A 23,851-nucleotide genomic window follows, 5' to 3' on the forward strand; every position below is an offset into this window, starting at 1 on the left:
CGCAGAGGACTTCACGCGCGAGGGCGTGGCTCTACGATGAGCGCATGCTGACCTCGTCGCCGTCATCGATCACCGAACAGACCTCGATCTTCGCCCTGAGCGGTACCACGTCGCTCATCGCCTTCGCCCTCTACGTCCTCACGGTCGTGGCGTTGTGGAAGGTCTTCACCAAGGCCGGTCACCCCGGCTGGCTGGCGATCATCCCGATCGTCAACATCGTCTTCCTGACCAAGATCGCCGGGTTCTCCGGGTGGTTCGCCCTGCTCTACGTCATCCCGATCGTGGGTGTCGTCTTCCACATCGTCGTACAGCTGCGGATCGGACGAGCCTTCGGCCACGGTTGGGTGTTCTCGCTCTTCCTGCTGGTGTTCCTCTACGTCGTCGGCTACCTCATCATCGGCTTCGGCGACGACAAGTACCGTCCCGAGCGCCTCTGACGGCCGGCGGCCACGAGGCCGCGTGAGCAACGGATCCGAGGAGCCGGGGTCAGGCCTGGGTGGGCTGGTCGAAGTCCCAGTCGATCAGTTCGTCGTCTCCGCCGGGGTCGGGTTCGACGGCGCGCAGGTGCGCCCGGGGGAACAGGCGGTGGGTGCGCAGCTCCTGGACGGCGGCGGTGAAGTCCGGCTCCTCGTCATCCCACTCGAGCGGCGCGGAGAGCACGTCGTTTCCGACGCCGATCACCAGTTCCGCTTGAGCGACCTTCTTCGCCGCAGTGACGATGGGGATACTGACCGCCTCGGCCTGGCCTTCTTTCGCGACAGCCGCCGTCAGTGCGATCAGCGACGCGGCGACGTCGTCCGTGGTCATCATGGTCTCGCCGGCATAGGTCACACATCGCATTCCCTCACCCTGGCGGTCCGACCGTGAGGCGAGGGGGCGGGTTGCCGGGACGCGAACGGTGGGGTACGCCTCAGCCCCTCCGCTGCGAAGAGCGGAACATCGCCTCGTCGAGCTCGAACCACACCGCGCGCACGGTGTCGAAGTCGCCGAACGGTTCGGGTTGGGGGTCGCTCAGCGACAAGCGGTAGCCGCGCGGCAGGTCGTACACGTGTTGTCCGTGGCGCGGGCCGCCGACGAGCACGTAGATCACGGCGAATCGACCGCGGGCGCCTCGGCGGCCACACCATCGACGGCGTCGCTCATGCGGCGGAGGAAAGCGACGACGGCCGCCGACTCGGCGGGGGTCATGTCGATGACCGCGGCCAGCATCCTGTCGTGCATATTGCCCAGCGTCTGCCGCACATCGGCGTCGGCGCGCGGCGTCACGGCGATGAAGATGCTGCGGCGGTCGTCGGGGTTCGCGGAGCGGGTGATGTGGCCCGAGCGTTCGAGTCGGTCGAGAATCGCCGTCGTCGACGCCGTCGACAGCCCGAGGTATCGGGTGAGCTCCCCCGGACGGACCTGCCGTTTCGGGTCGCGGAGCAGGAAGCGCAGCACGAGGAGTTCGTTCTCACCCATCGACATCGAGTCGCGCGTGCGGCGTCGCATCGCCACCTCGGCGGCGCGGTAGACGCGCAGGGATTCGAGCACGGCCTTGCTGCGCTGGCGACGGTCCGCCGGCTCGTCGCCGTACCAATAGGTGACGTCACCCGCATCGGCCGCAGCCGCTGGTGCGCGGGGCGTGGTTTCGACGTCTGTCATGACACACTCCTCCGCTCGTACCGCGACTATACAGCGCAAATAATAGTTAGGCAAACTAGTTACTAACCGAGTATGTTCTCATCACAGCTAAACGCTTTCGAAGGGAGCACCCCATGGGCCACCTGTACTACGGGACGTCGACCGAGTCGATCCGCATCCCCGATCGCCTTCTCTCGCACATCAAGGTGGTCACGACCACCAAGCTCCGCCGGAGCGAGAGCTTCACCCTCAGCTGGACCCACGTCGACGGCACCCCCGGTCGTTCCACCCTCTGGCTGCAGCCGGCGATCCCCCTGCGATACGTCTTCGACTCCGCCGAACCCGAGTCGTTGAACGCGACCACGCTGAAGAACATGGCGGACATGGCGAACTCGTCCGCGGGTCTCACCGTCGACCTGACCGCGCAGATCCCCGCGGCAGAGCAGAACCCGCGTCCCGCCGCCGTCGGTCGCCGCCGCGTACTCCCCGTGGCGGCCTGACGTGACCGTCATCTCCGCGGCTCCTCCCGCTTCCCTGTCGTCCGCGCGGGTCTTCTGGGCGAAGGTCGATGCGGGCTTCTGGGTCGCCCACCGCGGCGGCGAGTACTTCGGATGCGTCGACGCCGTCGCCGGTGGGTTCGTCACGCGGGACGCGCACGGTGTCCCGGTCGGTCGGTACGAGACGCTGGCCACGGCGAAGTCCTCCCTCCAGTCGACCACGCACCCGGCGAACGTCTCTCGGCGTCGACGACGTGATCGTGCGACGTTGACGGCCGCGACGATCGTGGGCGGGACCGCTCTCGCCCTCGGACTCACCGCGGGTGCTCTCGCGCCGTACCTCTGACCGTCGGGCCGAGTCGACGTTCGCGTCGTCGCCGCCGGCCTCGAGACCGACGCGACACCGGGTGGCCTCGATCGCTCGGCTCGTGTCGAGGCAGATGACCCGCGTCGACCCCCTGGACACCGTTCGAACGGCGTGCCAACCTCGACAACTCGCACGCGATGGATGGAGCAGCCCATGACGCACCACGACGGTCACTCGAACGACGACCACGGCACCGCCCCCGACGACACGTCGAACGGTGCCGGGAGCGAATCACCCGAAGAGGGGGCCGCGGCCCAGAAGGACGCGGACGACGCCTCCACCACCGACGGCTCCCCCACCGGCGACATCAGCTGACGGTCGGAACGCCCGACGCACCCGGTACGACGGCGACCCCCCGGCGCACTCCGAGAGGGTGCGGAACTCGAGGTGCCGGTACCGCGCGTCGACACCGCCACGGAGCATCGGGTGGAGGTTCGAGGGGCCCGTCCCCCTCACCGTGCCGCGACATCGCCGCCCGAGGGCATCGGCTGACACCGTGGGCACCACCAGGTGCGACGCTGCTCGGGATCGTTCGCCACCTCGTCGCGCACGCGCACCCGCGTTCCGCAGCGGAGGCACGGCCGCCCCGCACGACCGGCGACCCAGTGCGACGATCCCTTACGGCGGTCACCAGTGGTGACCTGGTACATGCCCGGTACCGTCGCCGAGATCCGCAGGCACCGCGCCGCCAGCGCGACCAGCGCGTCCAGATCGGTGGACCCGATCGGCGCGAAGGGATGGATGCCGCGCAAGAACGCCAGCTCGTTGACCCACAGGTTGCCGAGTCCCGCGATGCACGTCTGATCGAGCAGCGCCGCGACGAACGGCCGGTCGGTACGCGCCGAGAGTCGACGAATCGCCTCGGCCGGGTCCCAGTCGTCCCTCAAGGGGTCGGGACCGAGATGCCCGAGGATGTCGCGCTCGCGTGTGGTGGGGACCAGCTCGACGACCGGGAGGTCGAGACCCCAGACCTCGCGGCCGTCCGCCAGTCGGAGGCGTACGCGAGCCTTCCCCCGCTCGGCGGAGGGGAGGGCTCGACCCGCCCGCGTGATCGTCCAGCTGCCCTGCATCCGCAGATGCGTGTGGAGGGACGAGAGGTCGTCGAACCGCGTGAGCAGATGCTTGCCGTGGGTGTCGTAGGCGACGATCGTCCGCGTCGCGAGCGAAAGCCCGGCGGCGTTACCCGACCGCAGCTCGCCGTCGACCACCCGGGCGCCGCGGGTCGCGGCATCCAGGCGCTCCCTCAGGCGGTAGACGCTGTCGCCCTCGGGCACGGTCAGGACGCCGCGGCGGCGAGCTGATCATCACGCGGGGCCAGGTCGGGGCGGAGGCGCGTTCCGAACTCGTGGCGCAGTGCGCTGAGCGCCGCCTGCCAGCCGGCGAGGCCGTGCACGCCAGGACCGGGACTCGTCGACGACGAGCACAAGTAGACGCCCTTCATGGGCGTGCGCCAGGGATCGGGGCTGTACACCGGTCGGCCGAGCAGCTGCGTGAGGGTCGGTGCCCCTGCGGAGATGTCCCCACCGGGGAAGTTCGGGTTCCACGCCTCGACATCCACCGCCGTGCGGGACGCGGTGGCGAGGATGGTGTCGCGGAAACCCGGAGCGAAGCGTTCGACCTGCGCAACGACGGCGGCCTCACGATCGGCGGGGCTGCCCGCCGGCACGTGCGTGTAGGCCCAGAACACGTGCTTGCCTGCGGGCGCGCGCGTCGCATCGAACAGCGTCGGCTGCGCGGCCAGCACATACGGCGCATCCGGCAGATCCCCGCGAGCGACGGCGTTCTCGGCCGCGGCGATCTCGGCTCGGGTGCCGCCCAGGTGCACGGTGCCCGCCCGCGCGACGTCGGCATCGGTCCAGGGCACGGGCTCCGACAGCGCGAAGTCGACCTTGGCGACACCGCCCCCGTAGCGGAAGCGGTCGAGGGCCCGACGGTAGGCCGCCGGCATCCGCTCCCCCGCCAGGGCGATCAGAGCGCGCGGCGTGGTGTCGAGCAGCACCGCCCGAGCGGGCGGGAGCTCGTCGAGCGAGGTGACCTCGACGCCGGCGTGCAGGACTCCCCCGTGCGCCCGGATGTCGGCGATCATGGCGTCGGCGATCGACTGACTGCCACCCACCGGGATCGGCCACCCGCGACCGTGCCCGTACGTGGCGAGCACGAGTCCCGCGCCCCCGGCCGCGAGGCTCGGCTGATGCAGGATCGTGTGGGCGGAGACACCCGTGATCAAGCTCGGTGCGACTTCTTCGCGGAAGCGCGCATTCCACCAGGCACCCCCCTGCTCGAGAGCCCGGATGCCGAAGAAGAACGCCGCGAGCGGGTCACCCGGAACGCGCAGAAGCGCATTGCCGGTGAAGTCGGCGACCCCGCGCAGGTGATCGACGAGTGGGCGCATGAGGCGTTCGTAGGCGGGCCCGTCGACCCCGAGACCGGCTGACGCCCGTTCGAGGTCGCGGAAGGCGAGGCCCGCCCGCCCCCCGTCGAGCGGGTGGGCGTACGAGATCTCGGGAACGGTCAGGCGGATGCGCCGATCGAGGCCGAACTCGCGGAAGAACCACGACTCCAGGGCCAGCGGGTGAACGGCCGATCCCACGTCATGGCGGAAGCCCGGGAGCGTCAGCTCCGCCGTCGAGGACGCTCCCCCGAAAGTCGCCGACCTCTCGTACACCGCCACCGACAACCCCGACCGCGCGAGCGTGACGGCCGCGGCCAGGCCGTTCGGGCCCGAACCGACGACGATCGCGTCGTAGCTCTCGCTCATCGGTCGATCGGCTCCTTCTCGGCGGTGGACTCGTGCCCGATGGCGTCGGCACCGCCGTTGGTGCCGGGAGCCCCTCCTTCGGCGAGATAGGCCAGGCGGTGCAGCGTCTCAGCGTTGCGCCAGCGGGTGATCGCATCGAACACCGTGTCGGGGAGGATCCTGGTGGGGCCCGTGACCGGTTCTTCCTGGATGCGGACGACGCAGGCATCGCCGCGCGGTTTGACGTCGATCGCGACACGGGCGACACCGATCGGCCCGCCGTGCGGCTCCAGTACGGCACGGTGCGGCGGATCCCATACGCGCATCACCGTCATGTCGTTCACCACCAGTGGCCACGAGCCGAAGGAGTGGTGCAGGGTCGCCCCCTCGGCGGGCCAGATGTCGCCGACGTCGCGCATGCGCGAGGTGCCGACGACCCAGAGGGGGTACAGCCACCCGTTCGAAAGGACGCGGAACACGTCGTCGGGGGTGCAGTGCATCAGGCGGACGTTGCGTGCCATGGACTGTTCCTCCTCGTCGGTGCGATGGGACGGATGCCGTGACGCGGCCGTCCCGACACCGCCCACGCTACGGCCCGCCGACGTCAGCGGTCGCGGAGGTTGCGCCCCGACGCGCGGCCGGGTAACGCCGCCCGGGATGCCTCACCCCGCTGTAGGAAGGACGAACCACGCACGCGTACCGCCCGTCGGCGAGACGTCGAGTCCGATCGATCCCCCGTGCGCATCGATGATGCGTCGGCAGGTCGCCAGACCGATGCCGATGCCCTGCACCTCGGAGCCGTGTCCGCGCTGCATCGGTTCGAACAACCGATCTCGCAGCTCCGGGGCGACGGCGTCACCGTTGTCGTCCACGCTGACGCGCCATCCGTCCGGCAGCGTCTCCACGCTCACACGGATCACGGGGACCCTCTCGGCCGCGACGGTGAACTTCACCGCGTTGGCGATGAGGTTCTGCAGCAGCACGCGCAGCAGGGTGTCATCGCCGCGCACGAAGGTCGAGGCGTCGACCGACACCCGGGCTCCCGCGCGAACGACCGCGCCGTCGAGGTCTTCCAACACGGCATCCACCGTGTCGGCGATGTCGACGTCGGTGAGGTGCGGCCGCGTGCCGCCGATGCGCGCGAAATCCAACAGGTCGCTCACCATCGACGACATGCGTGCGGCGGCGGCTTCCGCGCGGGCGAGGGACTGCGCAGCGCGCGGCGCCTGGCCCATCTCGGGGCTGTCGGCGGCGAGCTCGAGAAAACCGACCAGTGCCGTGAGCGGGTTGCGCAGGTCGTGGCTGACCTGCGCCGCGAAATCCTCGAGCATCGCGTTCGACTGCAGCAGATCCCGCTGCACGCGGCGCAGTTCGAGGACGTCGATGACCTGCCTCGCGAGAAGGTCCAGACCGTGGGCCGCCGCATCCGACAACTCGCCGACCTCGGTGTCGAACACGCAGAGCGTGCCGATGGCGACGCCCTCCGGGGTGATGAGCGGACTCGACGCGTAGAAACGCGTCGAGGCGATCTCCCCCGTCACGAACGCGTTCGTGGCGAAGCGGACATCGGCACGGGCGTCGGCCACGACGATGCGGCGGAGGTCGGAGATCACGGCTGCGCACATGGAATCCGCACGGGCGCACGACGCCGCCTGGACGCCGACGGCGGCGACCTGGTGCTGCATCCGGTCGTCGATGATGTTGATCACTGCCGTCGGCACACCGCACACCGTCGCCGCGAGCTCCACGAGGCCCTGGAGGTCGGGCTCGGCGGGTTCGCCGATCACGCGGTACTGCGCGATCGCCTCCCGCCGGGTCACATCCTGTGCCGTGGACACGTCATCCCCTCGCGGTCGTCTTCTTCGAGCCTAACGGTCGCGGTACACCGTCCGCGGCGGATCGGGAAGGGGCTCGCGCGCGTCGGGCGGATCACGAAGAGTCGGCTCATGAGCACCCCTGCGTTCCCCCAGACACCGTCCGAGCCCGGCGCCCCCTCCCCCGGGGAGCCTGTCGCGCCCACCCCCAGCGAGCCGACGGCGCCCACCCCGGCGGAGCCCACGATCCCCCTCCCGCCCGAGACGGCGCCCGCGCCCTCATCGAGTGACGACGCCGCCGACGCGTCCCCGCAGGAAGACGACACCTCCGCCGTCGGCTCCGCGGAGATGCACGCCGACAACGCGGTCGAACAGGACGTGATCGACTCCGTCGACCCGGGCGGCAGTCCCGATTGACCACCCCGCGACGAAGAAGAGGGCAGAGCCGAACGGCTCCGCCCTCTTCTTCGTCAGGTGAGGATCACGGGTTGCCGCGGGTCCACAGCAGCAGGATCGCCACGGCCTGGAGCACGACGCAGCCGGCGAGTATCGCCACCCGTCGACGCGGTGTCGACGACCAGCGCTCGTCGCCGAGCAGGGGTGCCATGGGCATGAGCAGGCGGAACGTGCTCTGCTGCGGGAGGAACACCGCGAGGATGTACACGCCATAGCTGAAGCCGTAGGCGACGACCATGAGGCCGAGCTTCCGCACCGGTCGCGACCACATCAGGGCGAGGAAGCCGACGATGAGAGCGATGACGAGGATGATACCTACGACACCCAGGTGCGTCCCGGCCTGCCGGAACCACGGGGTGAAGGGGGTGAACTCGTCGTTTCCGACGTAGTCGAGCCACCATCCGAGCTCGGTACGGATGTAGGCGTTGTGGGTGCCGGTGACGTACTGGGCGATGTGGTTCCACGACAGTCCCGTCACCGCGATGGCGAGACCGGAGGCCATCAGAGGCGCCCATTCCTTCATCGGGAACGGATCGACCCTGCGACGGAAGAAGCGCACCAGGAACACGATGCCCAGGGCGAGTCCGAGCGCGAGCACGCCGGGTCGCGTGTACGCGGTGAGGACGCCGATCGGCAGGATCCACAGGTACCGGCGTTTGATGGCCAGCAGCATGCCGGCGAACATCAGCAGCATGAAGAGGCCTTCGCTGTAGCCGATCACGAAGAGGAACGACATGGGCGCGAAGGAGAAGAACACCACCGCCCACCAGGCCGGCTGGGGCTTGGTGAGGGTGCGCATGAGCACGAACAGCAACCAGGTGGCGCCGAGGCTCGCACCCAGGCTGAGCAACACCGAGACGGGCTGCCATCCGAGACCCGTCGCGCCCGAGATGACGCGTACCAGGGTGGGGAAGACGGGGAGGAACGCCCAGTTGTTGGGCAGGATGTCGCCCGAGACGTTCATCGGGAGCGACATCGGGTAGCCCTCGGCCGCGATCTGCCCGTAGCGGTCGGCATCCCACCCGGTCAGATAGTCGAAGAAGGTGCCGAGGCGCTCGCCGTCGGGACCGAATCCCCAGCGCGCGGCCTTCGCTATCGAGTAGTAGCCCCACAGCATCCCGAAGTTGACGACACGCGCCACGGCCCACAGCAGCAGGATGCGTGTGAAGGCGCCCCGTTCGATGGGGACGATGCCCTCGGGCTTGCGCAGGACGTCGTGGCCGTACTGGCGCAGGGAGCGACCGATGCGCGAATCGCGGAGGCGATCGAGGCGACGCGGTGGGGCGATGACACGCGAAGGACGTGTCGGGGAGGCAAGCTCGCTCGGCGGTGCGCTCACTCGGAACCTTTCACAAGGGAAGATGTGGGCGAGTGACGACGGTGTCGGGCCCGGATAAGTGCAGGAAACCAGATGGTACCGGATGGAAATGTGCATTCCATCCCGTTGACTCTCAGGGAAACCCCCTGATCAGTGGGCGTCTCCGACGAGCTTCAGACCGATGACGCAGCCGACCAGGCCCAACACGAGCAGCACTTTCACCACCGAGATCGCCTCCGCGCCCGTGACCATCGCCACCACCACGGTCAGCGCCGCGCCGATTCCCACCCACACCGCGTAGGCGGTACCGGTGGGGATGTCGCGCATCGCGAAGGCGAGGCCGCCCATGGACAACACCAGGGCCGCACCGAAGATCACGCTCGGCCAGAGCTTGGTGAAACCCTCCGACCGACCGAGGGCCGTGGCCCATACGGCCTCGAGGACGCCGGAGAGGATGAGGATGAACCACGACATGACAGTGCTCCTTGGCCAGTCTTGTCGCTGTCCGGGTACTGATCCCTCGTCCGGTGACGCGGTGGGCGTCCGGCGACCACGCTAGCGAACACACCTGGGCAGTACCCGTGCAGGTCGGCGGGGGCCACGGCATCCGGGATCAGATGAGGAAGATGGATGCCGCTCCGGGATTGTGGGCGTGCACGAGCACACCGAAGACGACGGCGTCGAACAGCAGGTGCACCGTGACGACGTACCAGAGCGACCGCGTCTTGAGGAAGAGGAAGCCCTGCACGATGGCGAAGGGGACGGTCAGCAGCGGTCCCCACGCCTGGTAGCCCAGTTCCCACAGGAACGACACGAACACGATCGCCTGGAGCAGGTTGGCGGTGAGGTCGGGGAAGTGCCGCCGCAACAGCACGAAGACCGTGCAGATGAAGAACAGTTCGTCCCAGATGCCGACGGCCCCGACGCCGACGAACAGTCGCGCGATGAGGTCAGGGGTGTTCACGACGGGCCAGTTCATGTAGACGCCCGAGGTGATGAAGTAGAACGGCAGGATCAGGTACCCGAGCACGATGACGCCGGCCAGCCACGCCCACTGCCACCACGTCCACCGCCCACCGCCGCGCCACGGGAAGCGGATCGCGTAGTCGCGGTAGACGAAGCGCGAGATGACGTAGGGCACCACCACCGCACCGCCGAGGGCGAGCGTGAAGCGCACGAAGGCCGCGTTGTCGAGCTCGGCCTGCAGCGGGATCAGGCTGACGATGAACTGCCCGATCGCGATCAACGACACGTCGCGGGCGATGCTCGGCTCCTCGCCGCGCGCGAGCGGCACCCCGGCGCGACGGTCGACGAGCACCCCGGACGCCACGGCGAGCGCGAGGAGCACCCACCCGAGCCAGACGACTTGCACGACGAAGAGCGCGGGGGCCGCGAGGCACACCAGCAACGCCGGGATCAGCTTCGGCGTGAGCGTGGAACGCTCGCGCTCGGGCACCGCCGTGTGCGCGGTCACGGTGAGACCCGCGTGTAGGTCAGGTCCCGGATGTCACGACCGACGCGCAGACCCTTGTTCTCGAAGGCGGTCAGGACCCGCCCCGCGAAGCGGTCGGCCCACTCCCCCGCGAACGCCCGCTCGAAGCCGGGCGCGGCATCGAGCACGTCGCGCATCTGGTCGGCGTAGTCCTGCCAGTCGGTGGCCAGACGCAGGATGCCGCCGGGGCGGAGGGCCTGGGCCGCGATGCGGGCGAAGTCGGGGGCGACGAGACGGCGCTTCGTGTGCTTGTTCTTGTGCCACGGATCGGGGAAGAAGACCCAGAGCTCGTCGACGGATGCCGCGGGCAGCAGGTGTTCGAGCGCCTCGGGCGCGTTCGCCTCGACGAGGCGGAGATTCTTCACGCCGTCGCGGTCGGCGTCGAGCATCGTCCGGGCGAGTCCCGCCGTGAACACCTCGACGGCGAGGAAATCGCTGTCGGGATCGCCGGCGGCGGCCGAGACGATCTGGTGGCCCTGTCCGGAGCCGATCTCCACGACCAGTCGCGCGTGGCGGCCGTAGACCTCTCCGACGTCGACAGCCGTACCGGCCTTCACACTGGTCGTTGCGGCTGCGCGCTCGACGGGCAGCAGGTAGAACGGCGACAGCTCGGCCCATGCGCGATCCTGGGCTTCCGACATGCGGCCGCTGCGACGCACGAACGAGACCGGCTTGTCGCGGAAGACGGGCGCGGCATCCATGTCTCCTAGGCTATCCGCCGCGTGAGAGGTCGCTTCCTGTCGCCCAGCCGCCGCGGAGGCGACAGATTCCGCCCCCTCACGAGAAAGGGAACGCTTGCGGCCGCTCACGGCACGGTCACGAAGTCGATGAGCTCCTCGACGCGGCCGAGGAGGGCGGGCTCGAGGTCGCGGAAGGTCGTGACGCGCGACAGGATGTGCTGCCACGCGCGCGCGGTGTCCGCCTGTTCCTCGGCGGGCCATCCGAGAGCGCGGCACACCCCGATCTTCCATTCGATCCCGCGAGGCACCTCGGGCCACGCGGCGATGCCGAGGGCGCGCGGGGTGACGCACTGCCAGACGTCCACGAAGGGGTGCCCGACGATCCGCACGTGGGCACCGTGGCGTCCGCGGGCGACCTTCTCAGCGATGCGGGACTCCTTGGAGTTCGGCACGAGGTGGTCGACGAGCACGCCGTAGCGGCGTTCGGCGGTGGGGGGCTCGGCATCCAGGGTCTGCTCCAACAGGTCGACGCCCTCGAGGAACTCCACGACGACGCCCTCGGCGCGCAGGTCCGCGCCCCAGACCTTCTCGACGAGTTCGGCATCGTGCTTTCCCTCGACGAAGATGCGGCTGGCGCGCGCGGTGCGTGCCCGCTGGTCGGCGGCGGCGAAGGATCCGGATGCCGTGCGCGTACGGCCCTTCGCAGCGGGGCCCGGAGCCGTGAGCACCGCGGGCGCGCCGTCGACGAGGAAGCCTCCCCCGAGGGGGAAGAGGCGACGTTTGCCGAAACGGTCTTCCAACTCGACGTTCATGCCGTCGACGCGGGTCACCGCCCCGACGAATCCGTCGCCGGCGACTTCGACGACCAGGTCGGCGGATGCCGCGATCTGCGCCGGCTTCTTCCGTCCGGCGTCGCGCCAGCCGCGGGCGAGCACATCGGTGCCGTAGCGGTCGTCCATCTGTACCTCCGAACGCCCGAGCCTAGGCGGCGGTGCTGTGCGCTGACAGCGGACGCGCCGATCCGTTCGCGGGAGACGCCCGGATGTCGGAGGTCGTTTGTAGGGTGGGACAGTCCGGCGACCGAAGGGGGAAGCATGCGAAAGCCCAGGGCGCCACACGTGCTGGCCACGCTGTTGATCGTTTTCGTCGGCGTGCTCCTCGCCCCGCTGAGTGCGAGCGCGGTCCCCCCACCGTCGCTGGGATCCAGCTACGTGATCGACCGGGCCGACGCGCTCACCGACGCCGAAGAGGCCTCCGTCCAGAGCCGCATGGTGGCCCTGCGCGACCAGACCGGGCTCGACCTCTGGGTCGTATACGTTCCCGAATTCAGCGAACCGCCCGGCGCCGCCGACTGGGCGAACGAAACGGCGAACCGCAACGAGCTGGGCGCCGATCAATACGTGCTCGCGATCGCCATCAGCGGCGACACCTTCGCCTACTACCTCTCCGGCGACGCCGAAGACGGCGTGCTGTCCGCCGCGCAGCTCGGCGAGATCGAGCAGAACCGCGTGCAGCCCGCCCTCGAGGCCGGCGACGACGCGGGAGCGGCCATCTCGGCGGCCGACGGGATCCGCGCCGCGTACACCGAGGCCGGCGGAAGCGAGCCCGCCCCTCCCCCCTCGCCCGCAGGCTCCGGCGGACCCGCTCTCGGTCCCATCGTGCTGGTCGGACTCCTGCTGCTGGCCATCGCGATCGGTCTGGTGTGGTTCGCGCTGCGACGTCGGAAGCAGGCCGCCACCGGCACGACGAACGCCCCCACCGAGACCATCGACGACCTGTCGCGGCGGGCGGGCTCGGCGCTGGTCGCCACCGACGACGCCGTCAAGACCAGCGAGCAGGAGCTCGGTTTCGCCCGCGCCCAGTTCGGCGACCAGGCCGCGGCGCCGTTCACCGACGTGCTGACACAGGCGAAGGCCGACCTCGACCGGGCGTTCTCCCTCCAACAGCAGCTCGACGACGATGTGCCCGAGACCCCCGAGCAGCAGCGCGCCGCGTACGCCGAGATCATCCGCCTGTGCACCAGCGCCGACGAAGCACTGGATGCCAAGGCCGCAGCCTTCGACGAGCTCCGCGCCCTCGAGGCCGATGCCCCGGCGGCCCTCGCAACCACACGGGAGCGGCATGCGGCGGCCGACGCGGCGTTGACGACCGCGGAGGCCGGCCTCGCGCGGTTGCGCGAACGCTTCGCCGACGACGCCCTCGAGGCCGTCGCCGACAACCCCGGGCAGGCGCGAGAGCGTCTCGACCTCGGCACGGCGCAGTCCCGCGCCGCGGAGGCCGCCCTCAGCGAGGGGCGCACCGGCGAGGCCGCCGTGGCGATCCGCGCAGCTCAGGCCGCCGTCTCCCAGGCCGAGACCCTCGAGCGTGCCATCGCGACGCGGGGCGACGACCTCGCCGACGCGCAGCAGCGCGCGGCCGCCCTCGTCGCCGAGATCGAGGGCGATCTGGCCGCGGCCGCGCGTCTGCCCGATCCCGACGGACGCGTCGCCGCTGCGGCGACATCGGCGCGCACCCAGCTCGACGCCGCCCGCGGAGCACTCGGCGGCGCCCGCACCAGCCCGCTGCGGGCGGTCGACATGCTGCAGCAGGCGAACACCACGATCGACACCGTGCTCGACGCGGTCCGCGACGAGGCCGAGCGACGTCAGCGCGCCGAGAAGCAACTCGACGCCCTTCTCGCGCAGGCGCGCGCGCAGGTCTCCGCGACCGAGGACTACATCTCCGCGCGGCGTGGAGCCGTCGGGCCCACCCCGCGCACGCGCCTCGCAGAGGCCGGAGCTGCCGTCGTGCAGGCGCAGCAGCTGCGCGCGACCGACCCCGTGGCCGCCCTCGCAACCGCCCAGCGCGCCGCCCAGCTGGCCACCGAGGCCGCCTCCCTCGCTCAGAACGACGTCGGCGGCTTCGGCGGCGGGGGCGGTTTCGGCGGAACGGGCGGCGGGGGCGGCGGCATGATGGGCGCCATCCTCGGCGGCATCGCCGTCGACGCCCTGCTCGGCGGCGGGCAGCGCCGCGGCGGCTTCGGCGGAGGCGGACTGGGGGGCCTGGGCGGGGGCTTCGGCGGCACGGGCGGGCGCTCGCGCGGTGGAGGCTTCGGCGGAGGCTTCTCGGGCGGCGGACGCAGCCGTGCCGGAGGAGGGGGCGGCTTCTCCGGCGGCGGACGCAGCCGAACCGGCGGGGGGAGCGGCAGACGCCGCTAGTCCACCCCTCGCGGTACCCCGCACGATCACAGAGAATTCGTAGCATTCGACACCAGACTCGACATCGTCGCCCTCAGGAAGGAACACCCCGCATGGCCAAGCAGTCCATCTTCGGTCGCATCTCGACCCTCGTCCGCGCGAACATCAATTCGCTCCTCGACCAGGCCGAGGACCCGCAGAAGATGCTCGACCAGCTCGTCCGCGATTACTCGAACTCGATCGCCGAGGCCGAGTCGGCGATCGCAGAGACGATCGGCAACCTCCGCCTGCTCGAGCGCGACCACCAGGAAGACATGCAGGCCGCGGCGGAGTGGGGCAACAAGGCCCTCGCCGCCAGCCGCAAGGGCGACGAACTCCGCGCCTCCGGCAACGCCGGCGAAGCCGATAAGTTCGACAACCTCGCCAAGATCGCCCTGCAGCGGCAGATCTCGGCGGAGGGCGAGGCGAAGTCGGCCGCTCCCACCATCGCGGCGCAGACCGAGGTCGTCGACAAGCTCAAAGACGGCCTGAACGGCATGAAGGGCAAGCTCGAGCAGCTTCGCGCCAAGCGCAACGAGCTCACCGCTCGTGCCAAGGTCGCCGAAGCGCAGAACAAGGTGCACGACGCCGTCAAGTCGATCGACGTGCTCGACCCCACCAGCGAGCTCGGCCGTTTCGAAGACAAGATCCGTCGTGAAGAGGCCCTGGCGGCGGGCAAGCAGGAGCTCGCCGCCTCCAGCATCGACGCCCAGTTCAACGCGCTCGACGACGTGGGCGAGCTCACCGAGGTCGAGGCGCGACTGGCCGCCCTGAAGGTCGGCGGACCCCAGCGCGCCGCGATCGACGCGCCCAGCCCCGACCAGGTCTGACATCCTCGTGAGTGCACCGCCCGCTCGTCCGGGCGGTGCACTCACCTTTTTCGCCGAGGAGCACCCGTGACCCGATTCATCGTCGCCCCGCAATGGCAGGGATCGTCGTCGTCGCGAGCCATGCAGCTCATCGACGGCGCCGAGGCGATCGCGGGAGACCTGCCTCGCAGCTCGACCACCGTGCTCGACGTGCCCACCGAGGCCGGCGACGCGCAGGGGACGGGGGTGCACCGCCTCAGCGCGCTCGTGCGCATGCGCGAGAGGATCGAAGACGCCGTCCGAGGATCCGACGAGGCCACGGTCGTCGTGGGGGGCGACTGCGGAGTCGCCCTGGGGTCGCTCACGCCCGTCGCCGGAGACGATCTGGCGGTGGTGTGGATCGACGCGCACGCCGACCTCAACACCCCCGAGACCTCCCCCAGCGGCGCCTTCCACGGCATGGTGCTGCGCGCGATCACCGGAGAGGGCGAGAGTCTTCTCCGCCTCGAGCCCGGCATCCCTCCCGCGCGCCTCGTGCTCGCGGGCACGCGGTCACTGGATGCCGAAGAGCAGCGCTTCATCGCGCACCACGGCGTGCGGGTCGTCGCCCCGAGCGAGATGGCCGACCCCGACGTGCTGGCCGACGCCGTGATCGCCACCGGAGCGACCCGCGTGTACGTCCACGTCGACCTCGACGTGCTCGACCCCGCCGAGATGGCGGGCGTCGCCCTGCCCGAGCCCTTCGGAGTCCGTACCGTCGACGTCGTGGCATCCATCCGACGACTGCGGGAACGACTCCCCCTCGCCGGCGCGACGCTGACGGAGTTCTCGCCGTCGTCGCCGGAGGCCGCCATCGACGATCTCGGCACGATCCTCCGACTCGTGGGAGCCCTCGCATGAGCCCGATCCCCCGACCTCCGGCCGGGTGGCGCGAGCGCGCGGACCGCGCGGTCGCTCGCGGGAGACGGTTCGACCGCTTCATCCCGGCCGTGCTGCTCGACTCGCGCGTCAGCCGGATCGGCTATTGGTACGGCTGCGCCGTCGGGTGGACCTGGGGAGCGCTGTGGAGCACCGGCCGCATCGAGAAGCGGGCGGGTCTGTGGGTCTTCCGCGGGCTTCCGCCGTGGGCGTTCCCCCGCGGCGGCGTGTGCGTGGGCGCATGCTTTCTGACCGGCGACGACCGTCCGACCGATACGGTGCTCGGGCACGAGGCCGCGCATCGGCGCCAGTGGCGCCGCTACGGATTCCTCATGCCGGTGCTCTACGCACTCGCCGGGCGTGATCCCCTGCGCAACCGCTTCGAGATCGAGGCGGGCCTGATCGAGGGCAATTACGTGCCGCGCGGCAGCTGACGCGGAGACCCACGCCGCAACGCCCGCGACGAGACGCGGCGACCAACCACGGACGAGATGTGACGGGCGTCCTCGCCCGGCTGGATCGCCTTCGGACGTCGTGGAACGGCTGTCCGCGGGGCCGGGTTCTGTGTCCCTCCTCGGGCGCGTGGACGCCGGGTCCGACGTCAGCGCGCGGTCGCGAGACCGAAGCGCTCGGGAGTATGGATGGCCGAGGCTTCGACGCCGTGGCGGCTCGTCAAGTCGTCGACGATCTCGGCCGTGCCGAGGTAACCGCCCAGCAGCACCACGCGGGTCGCGTCGTCGTCGGCGCAGAGCATCTCGCCGGCCCAGCCCGAGACGGCGCGCGCGAGCGCCTCTCCGGGGGCGCAGCCGCGACCGGTTCCGGGTGCGCCGGCCCGACGGGAGCGGTCGAGCCAGGTCAACGTCATGCGCGGCGGGGCGGTGACGAGACCCGTCCACGATTCGTCGGGCACCTCGATGAACACCCGTCCGGTCGAGCAGATGGGCAGCGTAGCCAACAGGGTCTCGAGCTCGACGAGCGAGGTCTCGTCGGCCGTCACGAGATGCTGCACACGCGTGTGACGCGACGCGCGGCAGGCGGCGGCGTTGTGCTCGGTAGACGTGGTCATGATGGCATCCACTATACCCCCGGCAAAGGGTTGCCTAACCTGAGTTCACGCCCTGTATCTCGACGTCGAGGCGGTCGCCGGACACGAGCCCCGGCCGCACCGCATCCCCCGCACGCCCCCTCGCACGAGACGTCGACCGCCCGTCGTGCGACCCACTGCCGTCGATCGGGCGCCGCGCGTTCGCGAGGGGTCAGACGATCAGCAGCTCGCGCAGCCGGCGCAGCTCGTCGTCGGTCACGCCGTGCGCGCGCAGGTATCCGGCCGGGGAGCCGTGCTCACGATCGAGGCGTTCGAGCAGCGTGCGCATCACCGGCGCCGGGGACCGCGTCGCCAACGCCTCCGCGTGCACGGCGCGCGGGTGCAGGGCGTGGATGGCCCGCAGCACGGCGGCGTTGCGCTCGGCCGGCAGCAGCTGCTCCGTGCGGGCGTAGTCGGCGATCACGGCCTCGCGGTCGACCCCGGCCGCGTCCAGCACGATGGCGACGGTGACTCCCGTGCGGTCCTTGCCGACGGTGCAGTGCACGAGCGCGGGCTGCGCGCCCAGGATGCCGCGAACCACCGCCACGACGCGTTCCGCGGAATCGTCGACGATGGCGGCGTACAGATCGTCGAGGCTCACGTCTTTCGCGAAGAACGACGCAACGGAGCCGAGGAAGAGCGGCTCGTGCTGCACGTCGATGGCGAGGTCGTCCAGGCGGCTCGGCGCGTGCGCCACCTCGGCGTCGTCGCGCAGGTCGATCACGCGTCTGATGCCGAGCTGCCGCAGCGTGCGGACGCCGGAGTCATCGACGGCGACGAGGTTGCCCGACCGGTAGAGCACCCCCTCGCGCGTGCGTCCGTCGCCGGCGGGCAGACCGCCGACGTCGCGGAAGTTCGTCGCGCCCGAGACCAACGACGCCGTCATGCGTCGTGCTCGCGGTGTCCGTGCGGCGCCTGGGCGGCGGGCGCGTCCGAGCGCGGCGGCACCGGATAGCGGCCGGCGATGGCCACGCGGTTGAATGCGTTGATCGCCACGAGGACCCAGCTGAGGGCGACGTACTCGCGCTCGCTCAGGATGCCGCCGGCCTGATCGTAGACGTCGTCGGGGATGCCGTCCTCGTGGATGAAGGTGAACGACTCGGTCAGCTCGAGCGCGGCGCGCTCGCGGTCGTCGAAGACGCCCGACTCGCGCCACGTCGCGATTTGAGCGATGACGTCGGCGTCGAGTCCGGCTTTGACGGCCGACTCGACGTGCACGCGCACGCAGTAGGCGCAGCCGTTCAGCTGCGACGCGTGGATCTGCACGATCTCGCGCAGGCGAGCGTCGAGCCCGGCGTCGGCGGCGAGCCGGCCGACCGTCGTCGAGAACGACCGCAATGCCGCGTACGCCTCGGGGGCTTTCCTCGACAGGTGCACGCGTTCCTCGGCCATGGCCACAGCCTATGGGCCGACGTGGATCCGCGGGCCAGCATGCGCGGGCGCGGGGCCCACGACACGGCGGTGGCGTGGTCGTCGGGCGCGGTGACAGGCTGGGTGGCATGCCCGAGCTCGACGAGTTCTCCTTCCTGCCCGCGCAGGCCGCCTCCCTCGGACGCGCGGCGCCGACGGCGCACCGCGTCCACCTGACACTCTCCGACGGCCGCTCCCTCAGCGGTCTGCGGTGGGGTGACGCGCCCCCGCGCGTCACGCTGCTGCACGGAGCCGGACTCAACGCCCACACCTGGGATACGACGCTGCTGCATCTCGGGGTGCCGGCCCTGGCGCTCGATCTGCCCGGCCACGGCGACTCCTCGTGGCGCGACGACGCCGCCTACGTCGCCCGCGTCCTGGCGCCCGATGTCGTGGCGGCGATCGAGGCCTGGAGCGACCGGCCGCAGACGCTCGTCGGCCACTCGCTCGGCGGGCTCACGGCGGCCGCGGTCGCGGCATCCCGGCCCGACCTCGTGTCGCAGCTCGTGATCGTCGACATCACCCCCGGCGTCGATCCCAGCGCAGGACCCGCGCAGATCCGAGCCTTCTTCGCCGGCCCGACGGACTGGGCATCGCGCGACGAACTCGTCGACCGCGCGCTCTCCTTCGGCCTGGGCGGCACGCGCGAGGCGGCCACGCGCGGCGTCTTCCTCAACTCCCGCGTGCGACCCGACGGGCGGGTGGAGTGGAAGCACCACTTCGCCCACCTCGCGGCCGCCGCAGCGGCAGCGGGCGCCGACCCGACGACCCCCGATGCCGTGCGGGCGGTGCTGACCGCCACGGGATGGGACGACATCGCCGCCGTGACCCGTCCGATCACCCTCGTCCGCGGCGAGCGCGGTTTCGTCACGCCCGCGGATGCCGAGGAGTTCACGCGTCGCGTGCCGGGCGCCGAGGTGCGCTCCCTCGCCACCGGCCACAACGCCCAGGAAGAGGGCCCTGGCGCGCTCGCCGCGGTCATCGGCGACGCCCTGTCGAACGACGGAGCACCGACGGTCCCCTAGGAGGCGCCCCCTCCCCCGTGTCGCGGGCCGTCGCTCACCGTCACGCGCGGAGGGGAGGGAATACGGGTGAAAGTAGGCTGTTCCCACCCCTGCACGGCATCCACAGCACCCCCGATGCCTTCGGCCTGCGAAAGGACAACCCCGCAATGCTGCGCCGCACCACCCTCGCCACGAGTGCGCTTCTCCTCGGAGCCCTGCTCCTCAGCTCGTGCACCGGTTCGAACACCGCACAGAGCCCCACGGGCGAGGCGAATCCCGATGCCGCTCTCACGGTGCGCCTGTCGCTCGAGCCGTCGAACCTCGACATCCGCCGCACCGGTGGGGCTGCGCTCGAGCAGGCGCTCGTCGACAACGTCTACCAGGGACTCGTGACCCGCAACGCCGACGACGACAACGCCATCACCCCGGCCCTGGCTACGGAATGGAACGTGTCGGCCGATGGCCTCACCTATACCTTCACCCTGCGGCAGGGTGTGACCTTCCACGACGGCAGCGAACTCGCCGCCGACGACGTCGTCGCCTCCCTGCAGACAGCGAAAGACGACGCGACCATCGCCGACAGCTCCGACCTCGCCGGGGTGACCTCGATCGCCTCCCCGGACGCGTCGACCGTCGTGCTGACGCTCGCACAACCCAACATCGACTTCCTCTTCACCCTCACCGGGCGAGTCGGCCTCGTCTTCAACAGCGGCGACGCCACGAACTTCCAGACCGCCGCCAACGGCACCGGACCGTTCACCGTCGCGAGCTGGAACACCGGTCAGAGCCTCACGCTCGCGCGGTACGACGGGTACTGGGGCGAGAAGGCCGGCGTCGCCGAGGTCGTGCTCGACTACATCCCCGACAACAGCGCCGCCATCAACGCCGCGGTCAACGGCGACCTCGACGTCGCGCTCGAGATCGACCCCGAGCTGCGTGGTCAGCTCGAGGACAGCGGCGCCTTCGCGATCGAGTCGGGCCTGACGACCGACAAGGGCACCCTCGCCTTCAACAACCAGCGGGCACCCTTGAACGACCAGCGCGTACGCGAGGCCCTGCGCCTGGCGATCGACCATGACGCGCTCGTCGACACCCTCGGCTACGGCGACACGCTCTCCGGCCCCATCCCGCCGCTCGACCCCGGTTACGAAGACCTGTCGGATTCGCTCGACTTCGACCCAGACCGGGCGCGCGAGCTTCTCGCCGAGGCCGGCGCGCAGAACCTCGATCTGACGCTCACCGTGCCCAACGTCTACCCGGGCACGATCGCCACGTTCCTGGTGTCGTCCTTCGCCGACGTGGGCGTGACGCTGCAGGTCGAGCAGGTCGACTTCAGCGCCTGGCTACAGGACGTCTACACGAACAAGGACTACGACCTCAGCTTCGTCCGTCACGTCGAGGCCCGCGACTTCGGCAACTGGGCCAACCCGTCGTACTACTTCGGATACGACAACACCGAGGTGCAGAGCCTGTACGCGCAGGCACTCGCCACGACCGACGCGCAACAGTCGTCCGACCTACTGGCCGAGGCCGCCCGCATCGTCAGCGACGAGGACGCGGCCGATTGGCTGTTCCTCTCGACTCCGCTGACCGCGGTGGGCACGAACGTGTCGAACTTCCCGAAGAACTCCCTGAACGTGCGCCTGCCGCTGGCCGGTGTGACGGTCTCGTCGGAGTGATCCGCTACACGCTGACACGGCTGGGCCTGCTCGTGCTGGGCCTGGCCGTGGCCAGCGTGCTGATCTTCCTCTCACTGCGCGTGCTCCCGGGTGACGTCGCGCAGCTCATCGCCGGCGCCGAAGCGACGCCCGCGCAGATCGCCGCGGTGCGCGCGAGCCTCGGCCTCGACGTCCCGCTGTGGTCGCAGTACGGCGACTGGATCGGCGGGTTGTCGCGGGGCGATCTCGGCACCTCTTTGGTCACGGGCACCTCGGTCGCGGCGGAGCTGGCCGACAAAGCGCGGGTTACCGTTCCCCTCGCGGCCATGTCGCTCACGGTCGCCCTGCTCGTCGGCATCCCGTTCGGCGTGCTCTCGGCTCTGGGACGTCACCGCGCGAGCGGCACCGCGGTGAGTGTCGTGGCGCAGGCGTTGGCGGCCGTCCCCGTGGTCTGGGCGGGTCTCATGCTGGTGGTGGTGTTCTCGGTGTGGTTGGGCTGGTTGCCGCCGCAGGGCTTCCCCCGGGCCGGGTGGGACGACCCCGCAGCGGCTTTCCGCGCTCTCGTGCTCCCCGCGGTGACCATCGGCGTGGTCGAAGGCGCCATGCTCCTGCGGTTCGTGCGCAGCGCCACGCTCCAGGCTCTCGGCCAGGACTACGTGCGCACGGCCGCCGCGAAGGGCCTCACCCGCACGCGCGCACTGCTCAGCCACGGTCTCCCCAATGTGGGGCTCTCGATCATCACCGTGCTGGGGCTGCAGGTCGCTGGCGTCATCGTGGGAGCGGTGATCATCGAGCAGTTGTTCACGCTTCCGGGGATCGGCCGCATGCTCGTCGGCGACGTCGCCTCGCGCGACCTGCCGAAGGTGCAGGGGGAGCTGCTCGCGCTGACCGGCTTCGTCCTCTTCGTGGGGTTCCTCGTCGATCTCGTCCACCGTCTCGTCGACCCTCGACAGCGGGAGGCCGCATGACCACCCTGCGGCGTCTGTGGGGGCTCGGAACCGGGCGGTTCGGCATCCTCATCGTCGTTCTCGTGCTCGTCACCGCGCTGGTGTCGCTCGTGTGGACACCGTTCGATCCGGCCGCCGTCGATGCCCGCGAGCGCTGGAGCGATCCGTCCTGGCCGCATGTGCTGGGCACCGACAACAGCGGTCGCGACATCGCGAGCCTCCTGATGGCGGGGGCGCGCACGACGGTGATCGTCGCCGTCGGGGCGGGGGTGGTCGCCTCGGTGCTCGGAATCGCCCTCGCGGCCCTCGGCTCGCTCACCGCGCGGTGGGTCCGCGAGAGCGTCGCGGTGCTCGTCGACATCCTGATCGCCTTCCCGGTCCTCATCATCGCCATGATGATCTCGGCGGTGTGGGGCGGCTCCCTCGCCGTCGTCATCTGGGCGGTGGGCATCGGCTTCGGGGTGAACGTCGCCCGCGTGACGCGACCGGAACTGCGCCGTGTCCTGCACAGCGACTACGTGCTCGCCGGACGCGCGAGCGGCCTGACGACGTGGCAGAACCTCACGCGGCACCTCCTTCCCAACGTCGCACCGGTGTTCATCGTGCAGCTGTCGTGGGGCATGGCGGTGGCGGTGCTCGCCGAGGCGGGACTGTCGTACCTCGGCTTCGGCGCCCCGGTCACTCAGCCCTCGTGGGGCGTGCTGCTGAGCGATCTGCAGGCGTACATCGCCGTGCACCCGTTGACGGTGGTGTGGCCGGGACTGGCCATCACCCTCACCGTGCTGGGCCTGAACCTGCTCGGCGACGCCCTGCGCGAGGCCGCCGATCCCACCCTCTCCGAGCGTGCGCCCGCCGCCCGCCTGCACGTGCCGGGGGTGGTCGCGTGAGCCTCGAGGTGAGCGATCTGCGCATCGAGATCGGCGGACGCCCGGTCGTCGACGGGGTCTCGTTCGTGGTGCCCGACGGCGCTCGGGTGGGCATCATCGGCGAGTCCGGCTCGGGCAAGTCGCTCACCGCCCTGGCGATCCTCGGTCTCCTGCCCGACGGGGTGCGGGCGAGCGGAAGTGTCCGGTGGAACGGACGCGAGATCCTGGGCCTCCCCGACCGGGAGCTCGCGCGACTGCGCGGCGACGACATCGGCATGGTGTTCCAGGAGCCCCGCACCGCACTGAACCCCATCCGTACGGTCGGCCGGCAGATCGGCGAGTCCGTGCGCATCCACGAGCGCGTCTCGCGTCGCGAGGCGCTGGTGAGGGCCGTCGCCGAGGCGGAGCGCGTCGCGCTGCCCGACCCCGAGCGCATCGTCTCGCGGTACCCGCACCAGTTGTCCGGGGGCCAGCGCCAGCGTGTCGCCATCGCCATGGCACTCGCCTGCCGCCCGCGCCTGCTCATCGCCGACGAGCCGACCACCGCGCTCGACGTGACGATCCAAGCGGGTGTCCTCGCGCTGCTGCGCACCTTCGTTCAGGATGCCGGCATGTCGCTCGTCTTCATCACCCACGACCTCGCCGTGCTCGCGCAGGTAGCCACCCACGCGGTCGTCCTCGAGAAGGGCCGGGTGGTCGAGCAGGGCGGTGTCGCCGACCTGCTGCGCGCGCCGTCGTCGCCGGTCACGCAGGCCCTGCTTCGCGACGCGACGGCAACGCTGTGGCATCCCGAGCGTTCGCATCCATCGATCTCGGATGCCGTGGCGGTGGCCGTCGACGACGCACCGACCCTCGCCCCGGCGCGCGGCTCATCGCTCGATGCCGCCGTGGCAGGAGGAGACGACACCGCACCACCGCCCGGGCCTGCGGAACCCGACGCCACGGATCCGGAGCGGACG

General features: G+C 70.7%; 28 protein-coding genes, 1 pseudogene and 1 riboswitch. Of the genes and pseudogenes, 14 read left to right on the plus strand and 15 right to left on the minus strand.

Features of this window, described 5'->3' with window-relative positions; translation table 11 throughout:
• The first annotated feature begins 44 nt into the window (after window positions 1-44).
• Window positions 45-437: a DUF5684 domain-containing protein gene (locus FHS07_RS01645; protein WP_183418175.1), complete on the plus strand. Its 393-nt coding sequence runs from the start codon at window positions 45-47 to the stop codon at window positions 435-437.
• A 49-nt stretch (window positions 438-486) separates the two neighbouring features.
• On the opposite strand, the gene FHS07_RS01650 is transcribed toward FHS07_RS01645, so the two are convergent.
• From FHS07_RS01650 to FHS07_RS01660, 3 genes are all read right to left on the minus strand, one after another.
• Window positions 487-840, minus strand: a complete 354-nt coding sequence (locus FHS07_RS01650) for a hypothetical protein (RefSeq protein WP_221189101.1) — start codon at window positions 838-840, stop codon at window positions 487-489.
• 70 nt (window positions 841-910) lie between these two features.
• A complete protein-coding gene (locus FHS07_RS01655; protein ID WP_183418176.1) occupies window positions 911-1,090 on the minus strand; it encodes a hypothetical protein in 180 nt (59 codons plus the stop codon).
• A complete protein-coding gene (locus FHS07_RS01660; protein WP_183418177.1) occupies window positions 1,087-1,641 on the minus strand; it encodes a MarR family winged helix-turn-helix transcriptional regulator in 555 nt (184 codons plus the stop codon). The genes FHS07_RS01655 and FHS07_RS01660 overlap by 4 nt, the downstream gene beginning before the upstream one ends.
• A 113-nt stretch (window positions 1,642-1,754) precedes the next feature.
• Here FHS07_RS01660 and FHS07_RS01665 point away from each other — a divergent pair, with 113 nt between their 5' ends.
• The 3 genes from FHS07_RS01665 (at window position 1,755) to FHS07_RS01675 (ending at window position 2,799) form a co-directional block, all read left to right on the plus strand.
• Window positions 1,755-2,120, plus strand: a complete 366-nt coding sequence (locus FHS07_RS01665; protein ID WP_183418178.1) for a DUF7882 family protein — start codon at window positions 1,755-1,757, stop codon at window positions 2,118-2,120.
• Between the two features lies 1 nt (window position 2,121).
• Complete coding sequence (locus FHS07_RS01670; protein WP_183418179.1) at window positions 2,122-2,463, plus strand: hypothetical protein; 342 nt, start codon at window positions 2,122-2,124, stop codon at window positions 2,461-2,463.
• 174 nt (window positions 2,464-2,637) lie between these two features.
• Entirely contained in the window at window positions 2,638-2,799 is a 162-nt protein-coding gene (locus tag FHS07_RS01675) for a hypothetical protein (RefSeq protein WP_183418180.1), read from the plus strand.
• Between the two features lie 137 nt (window positions 2,800-2,936).
• On the opposite strand, the gene FHS07_RS01680 is transcribed toward FHS07_RS01675, so the two are convergent.
• From FHS07_RS01680 to FHS07_RS16765, 4 genes are all read right to left on the minus strand, one after another.
• Entirely contained in the window at window positions 2,937-3,758 is an 822-nt protein-coding gene (locus FHS07_RS01680) for a DNA-formamidopyrimidine glycosylase family protein (RefSeq protein WP_183418181.1), read from the minus strand.
• Between the two features lie 2 nt (window positions 3,759-3,760).
• Window positions 3,761-5,242 carry a phytoene desaturase family protein gene (locus FHS07_RS01685; RefSeq protein WP_183418182.1) on the minus strand — a complete coding sequence of 494 codons (1,482 nt, stop codon included), beginning with the start codon at window positions 5,240-5,242 and terminating at the stop codon, window positions 3,761-3,763.
• Complete coding sequence (locus tag FHS07_RS01690; RefSeq protein WP_183418183.1) at window positions 5,239-5,742, minus strand: SRPBCC family protein; 504 nt, start codon at window positions 5,740-5,742, stop codon at window positions 5,239-5,241. The genes FHS07_RS01685 and FHS07_RS01690 overlap by 4 nt, the downstream gene beginning before the upstream one ends.
• Window positions 5,743-5,883: 141 nt before the next feature.
• On the minus strand, window positions 5,884-7,059 hold the full coding sequence (locus tag FHS07_RS16765; protein WP_183418184.1) for an ATP-binding protein: 1,176 nt from the start codon (window positions 7,057-7,059) through the stop codon (window positions 5,884-5,886).
• Window positions 7,060-7,167: 108 nt separating this feature from the next.
• Between FHS07_RS16765 and FHS07_RS01700 the strand changes: the two genes are divergently transcribed.
• Entirely contained in the window at window positions 7,168-7,452 is a 285-nt protein-coding gene (locus FHS07_RS01700; protein WP_183418185.1) for a hypothetical protein, read from the plus strand.
• A 64-nt stretch (window positions 7,453-7,516) separates the two neighbouring features.
• On the opposite strand, the gene FHS07_RS01705 is transcribed toward FHS07_RS01700, so the two are convergent.
• From FHS07_RS01705 to FHS07_RS01725, 5 genes are all read right to left on the minus strand, one after another.
• On the minus strand, window positions 7,517-8,830 hold the full coding sequence (locus FHS07_RS01705; protein WP_183418186.1) for a hypothetical protein: 1,314 nt from the start codon (window positions 8,828-8,830) through the stop codon (window positions 7,517-7,519).
• A gap of 129 nt (window positions 8,831-8,959) precedes the next feature.
• Window positions 8,960-9,283: a DMT family transporter gene (locus FHS07_RS01710; RefSeq protein ID WP_183418187.1), complete on the minus strand. Its 324-nt coding sequence runs from the start codon at window positions 9,281-9,283 to the stop codon at window positions 8,960-8,962.
• A gap of 11 nt (window positions 9,284-9,294) precedes the next feature.
• A riboswitch (guanidine-III (ykkC-III) riboswitch) is annotated at window positions 9,295-9,357 on the minus strand.
• A 65-nt stretch (window positions 9,358-9,422) separates the two neighbouring features.
• Window positions 9,423-10,283 (minus strand): CPBP family glutamic-type intramembrane protease, encoded by an 861-nt coding sequence (locus FHS07_RS01715; RefSeq protein ID WP_183418188.1) that lies wholly within the window; start codon window positions 10,281-10,283, stop codon window positions 9,423-9,425.
• Complete coding sequence (gene trmB, locus FHS07_RS01720) at window positions 10,280-11,002, minus strand: tRNA (guanosine(46)-N7)-methyltransferase TrmB (RefSeq protein ID WP_183418189.1); 723 nt, start codon at window positions 11,000-11,002, stop codon at window positions 10,280-10,282. Before trmB ends, FHS07_RS01715 begins: the two co-directional genes overlap by 4 nt.
• A 104-nt stretch (window positions 11,003-11,106) precedes the next feature.
• The gene (locus FHS07_RS01725) at window positions 11,107-11,940 is read right to left on the minus strand and encodes a DUF3097 domain-containing protein (RefSeq protein ID WP_183418190.1); all 834 of its coding nucleotides are present in this window, start codon (window positions 11,938-11,940) and stop codon (window positions 11,107-11,109) included.
• Between the two features lie 135 nt (window positions 11,941-12,075).
• On the opposite strand from FHS07_RS01725, the gene FHS07_RS01730 reads away from it, so the two are divergent.
• From FHS07_RS01730 to FHS07_RS01745, 4 genes are all read left to right on the plus strand, one after another.
• On the plus strand, window positions 12,076-14,178 hold the full coding sequence (locus tag FHS07_RS01730; RefSeq protein ID WP_183418191.1) for a TPM domain-containing protein: 2,103 nt from the start codon (window positions 12,076-12,078) through the stop codon (window positions 14,176-14,178).
• A 92-nt stretch (window positions 14,179-14,270) separates the two neighbouring features.
• Complete coding sequence (locus FHS07_RS01735) at window positions 14,271-15,026, plus strand: PspA/IM30 family protein (protein ID WP_183418192.1); 756 nt, start codon at window positions 14,271-14,273, stop codon at window positions 15,024-15,026.
• 66 nt (window positions 15,027-15,092) lie between these two features.
• Window positions 15,093-15,905: an arginase family protein gene (locus FHS07_RS01740; protein WP_183418193.1), complete on the plus strand. Its 813-nt coding sequence runs from the start codon at window positions 15,093-15,095 to the stop codon at window positions 15,903-15,905.
• Window positions 15,902-16,357: a Fe-S oxidoreductase gene (locus tag FHS07_RS01745; RefSeq protein WP_183418194.1), complete on the plus strand. Its 456-nt coding sequence runs from the start codon at window positions 15,902-15,904 to the stop codon at window positions 16,355-16,357. Before FHS07_RS01740 ends, FHS07_RS01745 begins: the two co-directional genes overlap by 4 nt.
• Window positions 16,358-16,524: 167 nt before the next feature.
• Here FHS07_RS01745 and FHS07_RS01750 read toward each other — a convergent pair whose 3' ends face one another.
• The 3 genes from FHS07_RS01750 to FHS07_RS01760 form a co-directional block, all read right to left on the minus strand.
• On the minus strand, window positions 16,525-16,989 hold the full coding sequence (locus FHS07_RS01750) for an SIP domain-containing protein (RefSeq protein ID WP_183418195.1): 465 nt from the start codon (window positions 16,987-16,989) through the stop codon (window positions 16,525-16,527).
• Window positions 16,990-17,179: 190 nt separating this feature from the next.
• On the minus strand, window positions 17,180-17,893 hold the full coding sequence (locus tag FHS07_RS01755; protein ID WP_183418196.1) for a tyrosine-protein phosphatase: 714 nt from the start codon (window positions 17,891-17,893) through the stop codon (window positions 17,180-17,182).
• The gene (locus tag FHS07_RS01760) at window positions 17,890-18,399 is read right to left on the minus strand and encodes a carboxymuconolactone decarboxylase family protein (RefSeq protein ID WP_183418197.1); all 510 of its coding nucleotides are present in this window, start codon (window positions 18,397-18,399) and stop codon (window positions 17,890-17,892) included. Before FHS07_RS01760 ends, FHS07_RS01755 begins: the two co-directional genes overlap by 4 nt.
• Window positions 18,400-18,506: 107 nt before the next feature.
• Here FHS07_RS01760 and FHS07_RS01765 point away from each other — a divergent pair, with 107 nt between their 5' ends.
• The 5 genes and pseudogenes from FHS07_RS01765 to FHS07_RS01785 form a co-directional block, all read left to right on the plus strand.
• A complete protein-coding gene (locus FHS07_RS01765; RefSeq protein ID WP_183418198.1) occupies window positions 18,507-19,442 on the plus strand; it encodes an alpha/beta fold hydrolase in 936 nt (311 codons plus the stop codon).
• A gap of 146 nt (window positions 19,443-19,588) precedes the next feature.
• Complete coding sequence (locus FHS07_RS01770; protein ID WP_183418199.1) at window positions 19,589-21,100, plus strand: ABC transporter substrate-binding protein; 1,512 nt, start codon at window positions 19,589-19,591, stop codon at window positions 21,098-21,100.
• Window positions 21,097-22,047, plus strand: a complete 951-nt coding sequence (locus tag FHS07_RS01775; RefSeq protein ID WP_183418200.1) for an ABC transporter permease subunit — start codon at window positions 21,097-21,099, stop codon at window positions 22,045-22,047. Before FHS07_RS01770 ends, FHS07_RS01775 begins: the two co-directional genes overlap by 4 nt.
• Entirely contained in the window at window positions 22,044-22,913 is an 870-nt protein-coding gene (locus FHS07_RS01780) for an ABC transporter permease (protein ID WP_183418201.1), read from the plus strand. The genes FHS07_RS01775 and FHS07_RS01780 overlap by 4 nt, the downstream gene beginning before the upstream one ends.
• Window positions 22,910-23,683 (plus strand): annotated as a pseudogene (locus tag FHS07_RS01785) (ATP-binding cassette domain-containing protein); the annotation flags it as partial. The gene FHS07_RS01780 and the pseudogene FHS07_RS01785, both read left to right, overlap by 4 nt.
• Window positions 23,684-23,851: the final 168 nt, after the last annotated feature.

This window comes from Microbacterium proteolyticum (genome assembly GCF_014192415.1).
Classification (GTDB): Bacteria; Actinomycetota; Actinomycetes; order Actinomycetales; family Microbacteriaceae; genus Microbacterium; species Microbacterium proteolyticum.

Coding starts and splice junctions, on each gene's coding strand:
- FHS07_RS01645 (WP_183418175.1), top strand. CDS start 45: ATGCTGACCTCGTCGCCGTCATCGATCACCGAACAGACCTCGATCTTC.
- FHS07_RS01650 (WP_221189101.1), bottom strand. CDS start 840: ATGCGATGTGTGACCTATGCCGGCGAGACCATGATGACCACGGACGAC.
- FHS07_RS01660 (WP_183418177.1), bottom strand. CDS start 1,641: ATGACAGACGTCGAAACCACGCCCCGCGCACCAGCGGCTGCGGCCGAT.
- FHS07_RS01665 (WP_183418178.1), top strand. CDS start 1,755: ATGGGCCACCTGTACTACGGGACGTCGACCGAGTCGATCCGCATCCCC.
- FHS07_RS01675 (WP_183418180.1), top strand. CDS start 2,638: ATGACGCACCACGACGGTCACTCGAACGACGACCACGGCACCGCCCCC.
- FHS07_RS01685 (WP_183418182.1), bottom strand. CDS start 5,242: ATGAGCGAGAGCTACGACGCGATCGTCGTCGGTTCGGGCCCGAACGGC.
- FHS07_RS01690 (WP_183418183.1), bottom strand. CDS start 5,742: ATGGCACGCAACGTCCGCCTGATGCACTGCACCCCCGACGACGTGTTC.
- FHS07_RS01700 (WP_183418185.1), top strand. CDS start 7,168: ATGAGCACCCCTGCGTTCCCCCAGACACCGTCCGAGCCCGGCGCCCCC.
- FHS07_RS01710 (WP_183418187.1), bottom strand. CDS start 9,283: ATGTCGTGGTTCATCCTCATCCTCTCCGGCGTCCTCGAGGCCGTATGG.
- trmB (WP_183418189.1), bottom strand. CDS start 11,002: ATGGATGCCGCGCCCGTCTTCCGCGACAAGCCGGTCTCGTTCGTGCGT.
- FHS07_RS01725 (WP_183418190.1), bottom strand. CDS start 11,940: ATGGACGACCGCTACGGCACCGATGTGCTCGCCCGCGGCTGGCGCGAC.
- FHS07_RS01730 (WP_183418191.1), top strand. CDS start 12,076: ATGCGAAAGCCCAGGGCGCCACACGTGCTGGCCACGCTGTTGATCGTT.
- FHS07_RS01735 (WP_183418192.1), top strand. CDS start 14,271: ATGGCCAAGCAGTCCATCTTCGGTCGCATCTCGACCCTCGTCCGCGCG.
- FHS07_RS01745 (WP_183418194.1), top strand. CDS start 15,902: ATGAGCCCGATCCCCCGACCTCCGGCCGGGTGGCGCGAGCGCGCGGAC.
- FHS07_RS01750 (WP_183418195.1), bottom strand. CDS start 16,989: ATGACCACGTCTACCGAGCACAACGCCGCCGCCTGCCGCGCGTCGCGT.
- FHS07_RS01755 (WP_183418196.1), bottom strand. CDS start 17,893: ATGACGGCGTCGTTGGTCTCGGGCGCGACGAACTTCCGCGACGTCGGC.
- FHS07_RS01760 (WP_183418197.1), bottom strand. CDS start 18,399: ATGGCCGAGGAACGCGTGCACCTGTCGAGGAAAGCCCCCGAGGCGTAC.
- FHS07_RS01765 (WP_183418198.1), top strand. CDS start 18,507: ATGCCCGAGCTCGACGAGTTCTCCTTCCTGCCCGCGCAGGCCGCCTCC.
- FHS07_RS01770 (WP_183418199.1), top strand. CDS start 19,589: ATGCTGCGCCGCACCACCCTCGCCACGAGTGCGCTTCTCCTCGGAGCC.
- FHS07_RS01780 (WP_183418201.1), top strand. CDS start 22,044: ATGACCACCCTGCGGCGTCTGTGGGGGCTCGGAACCGGGCGGTTCGGC.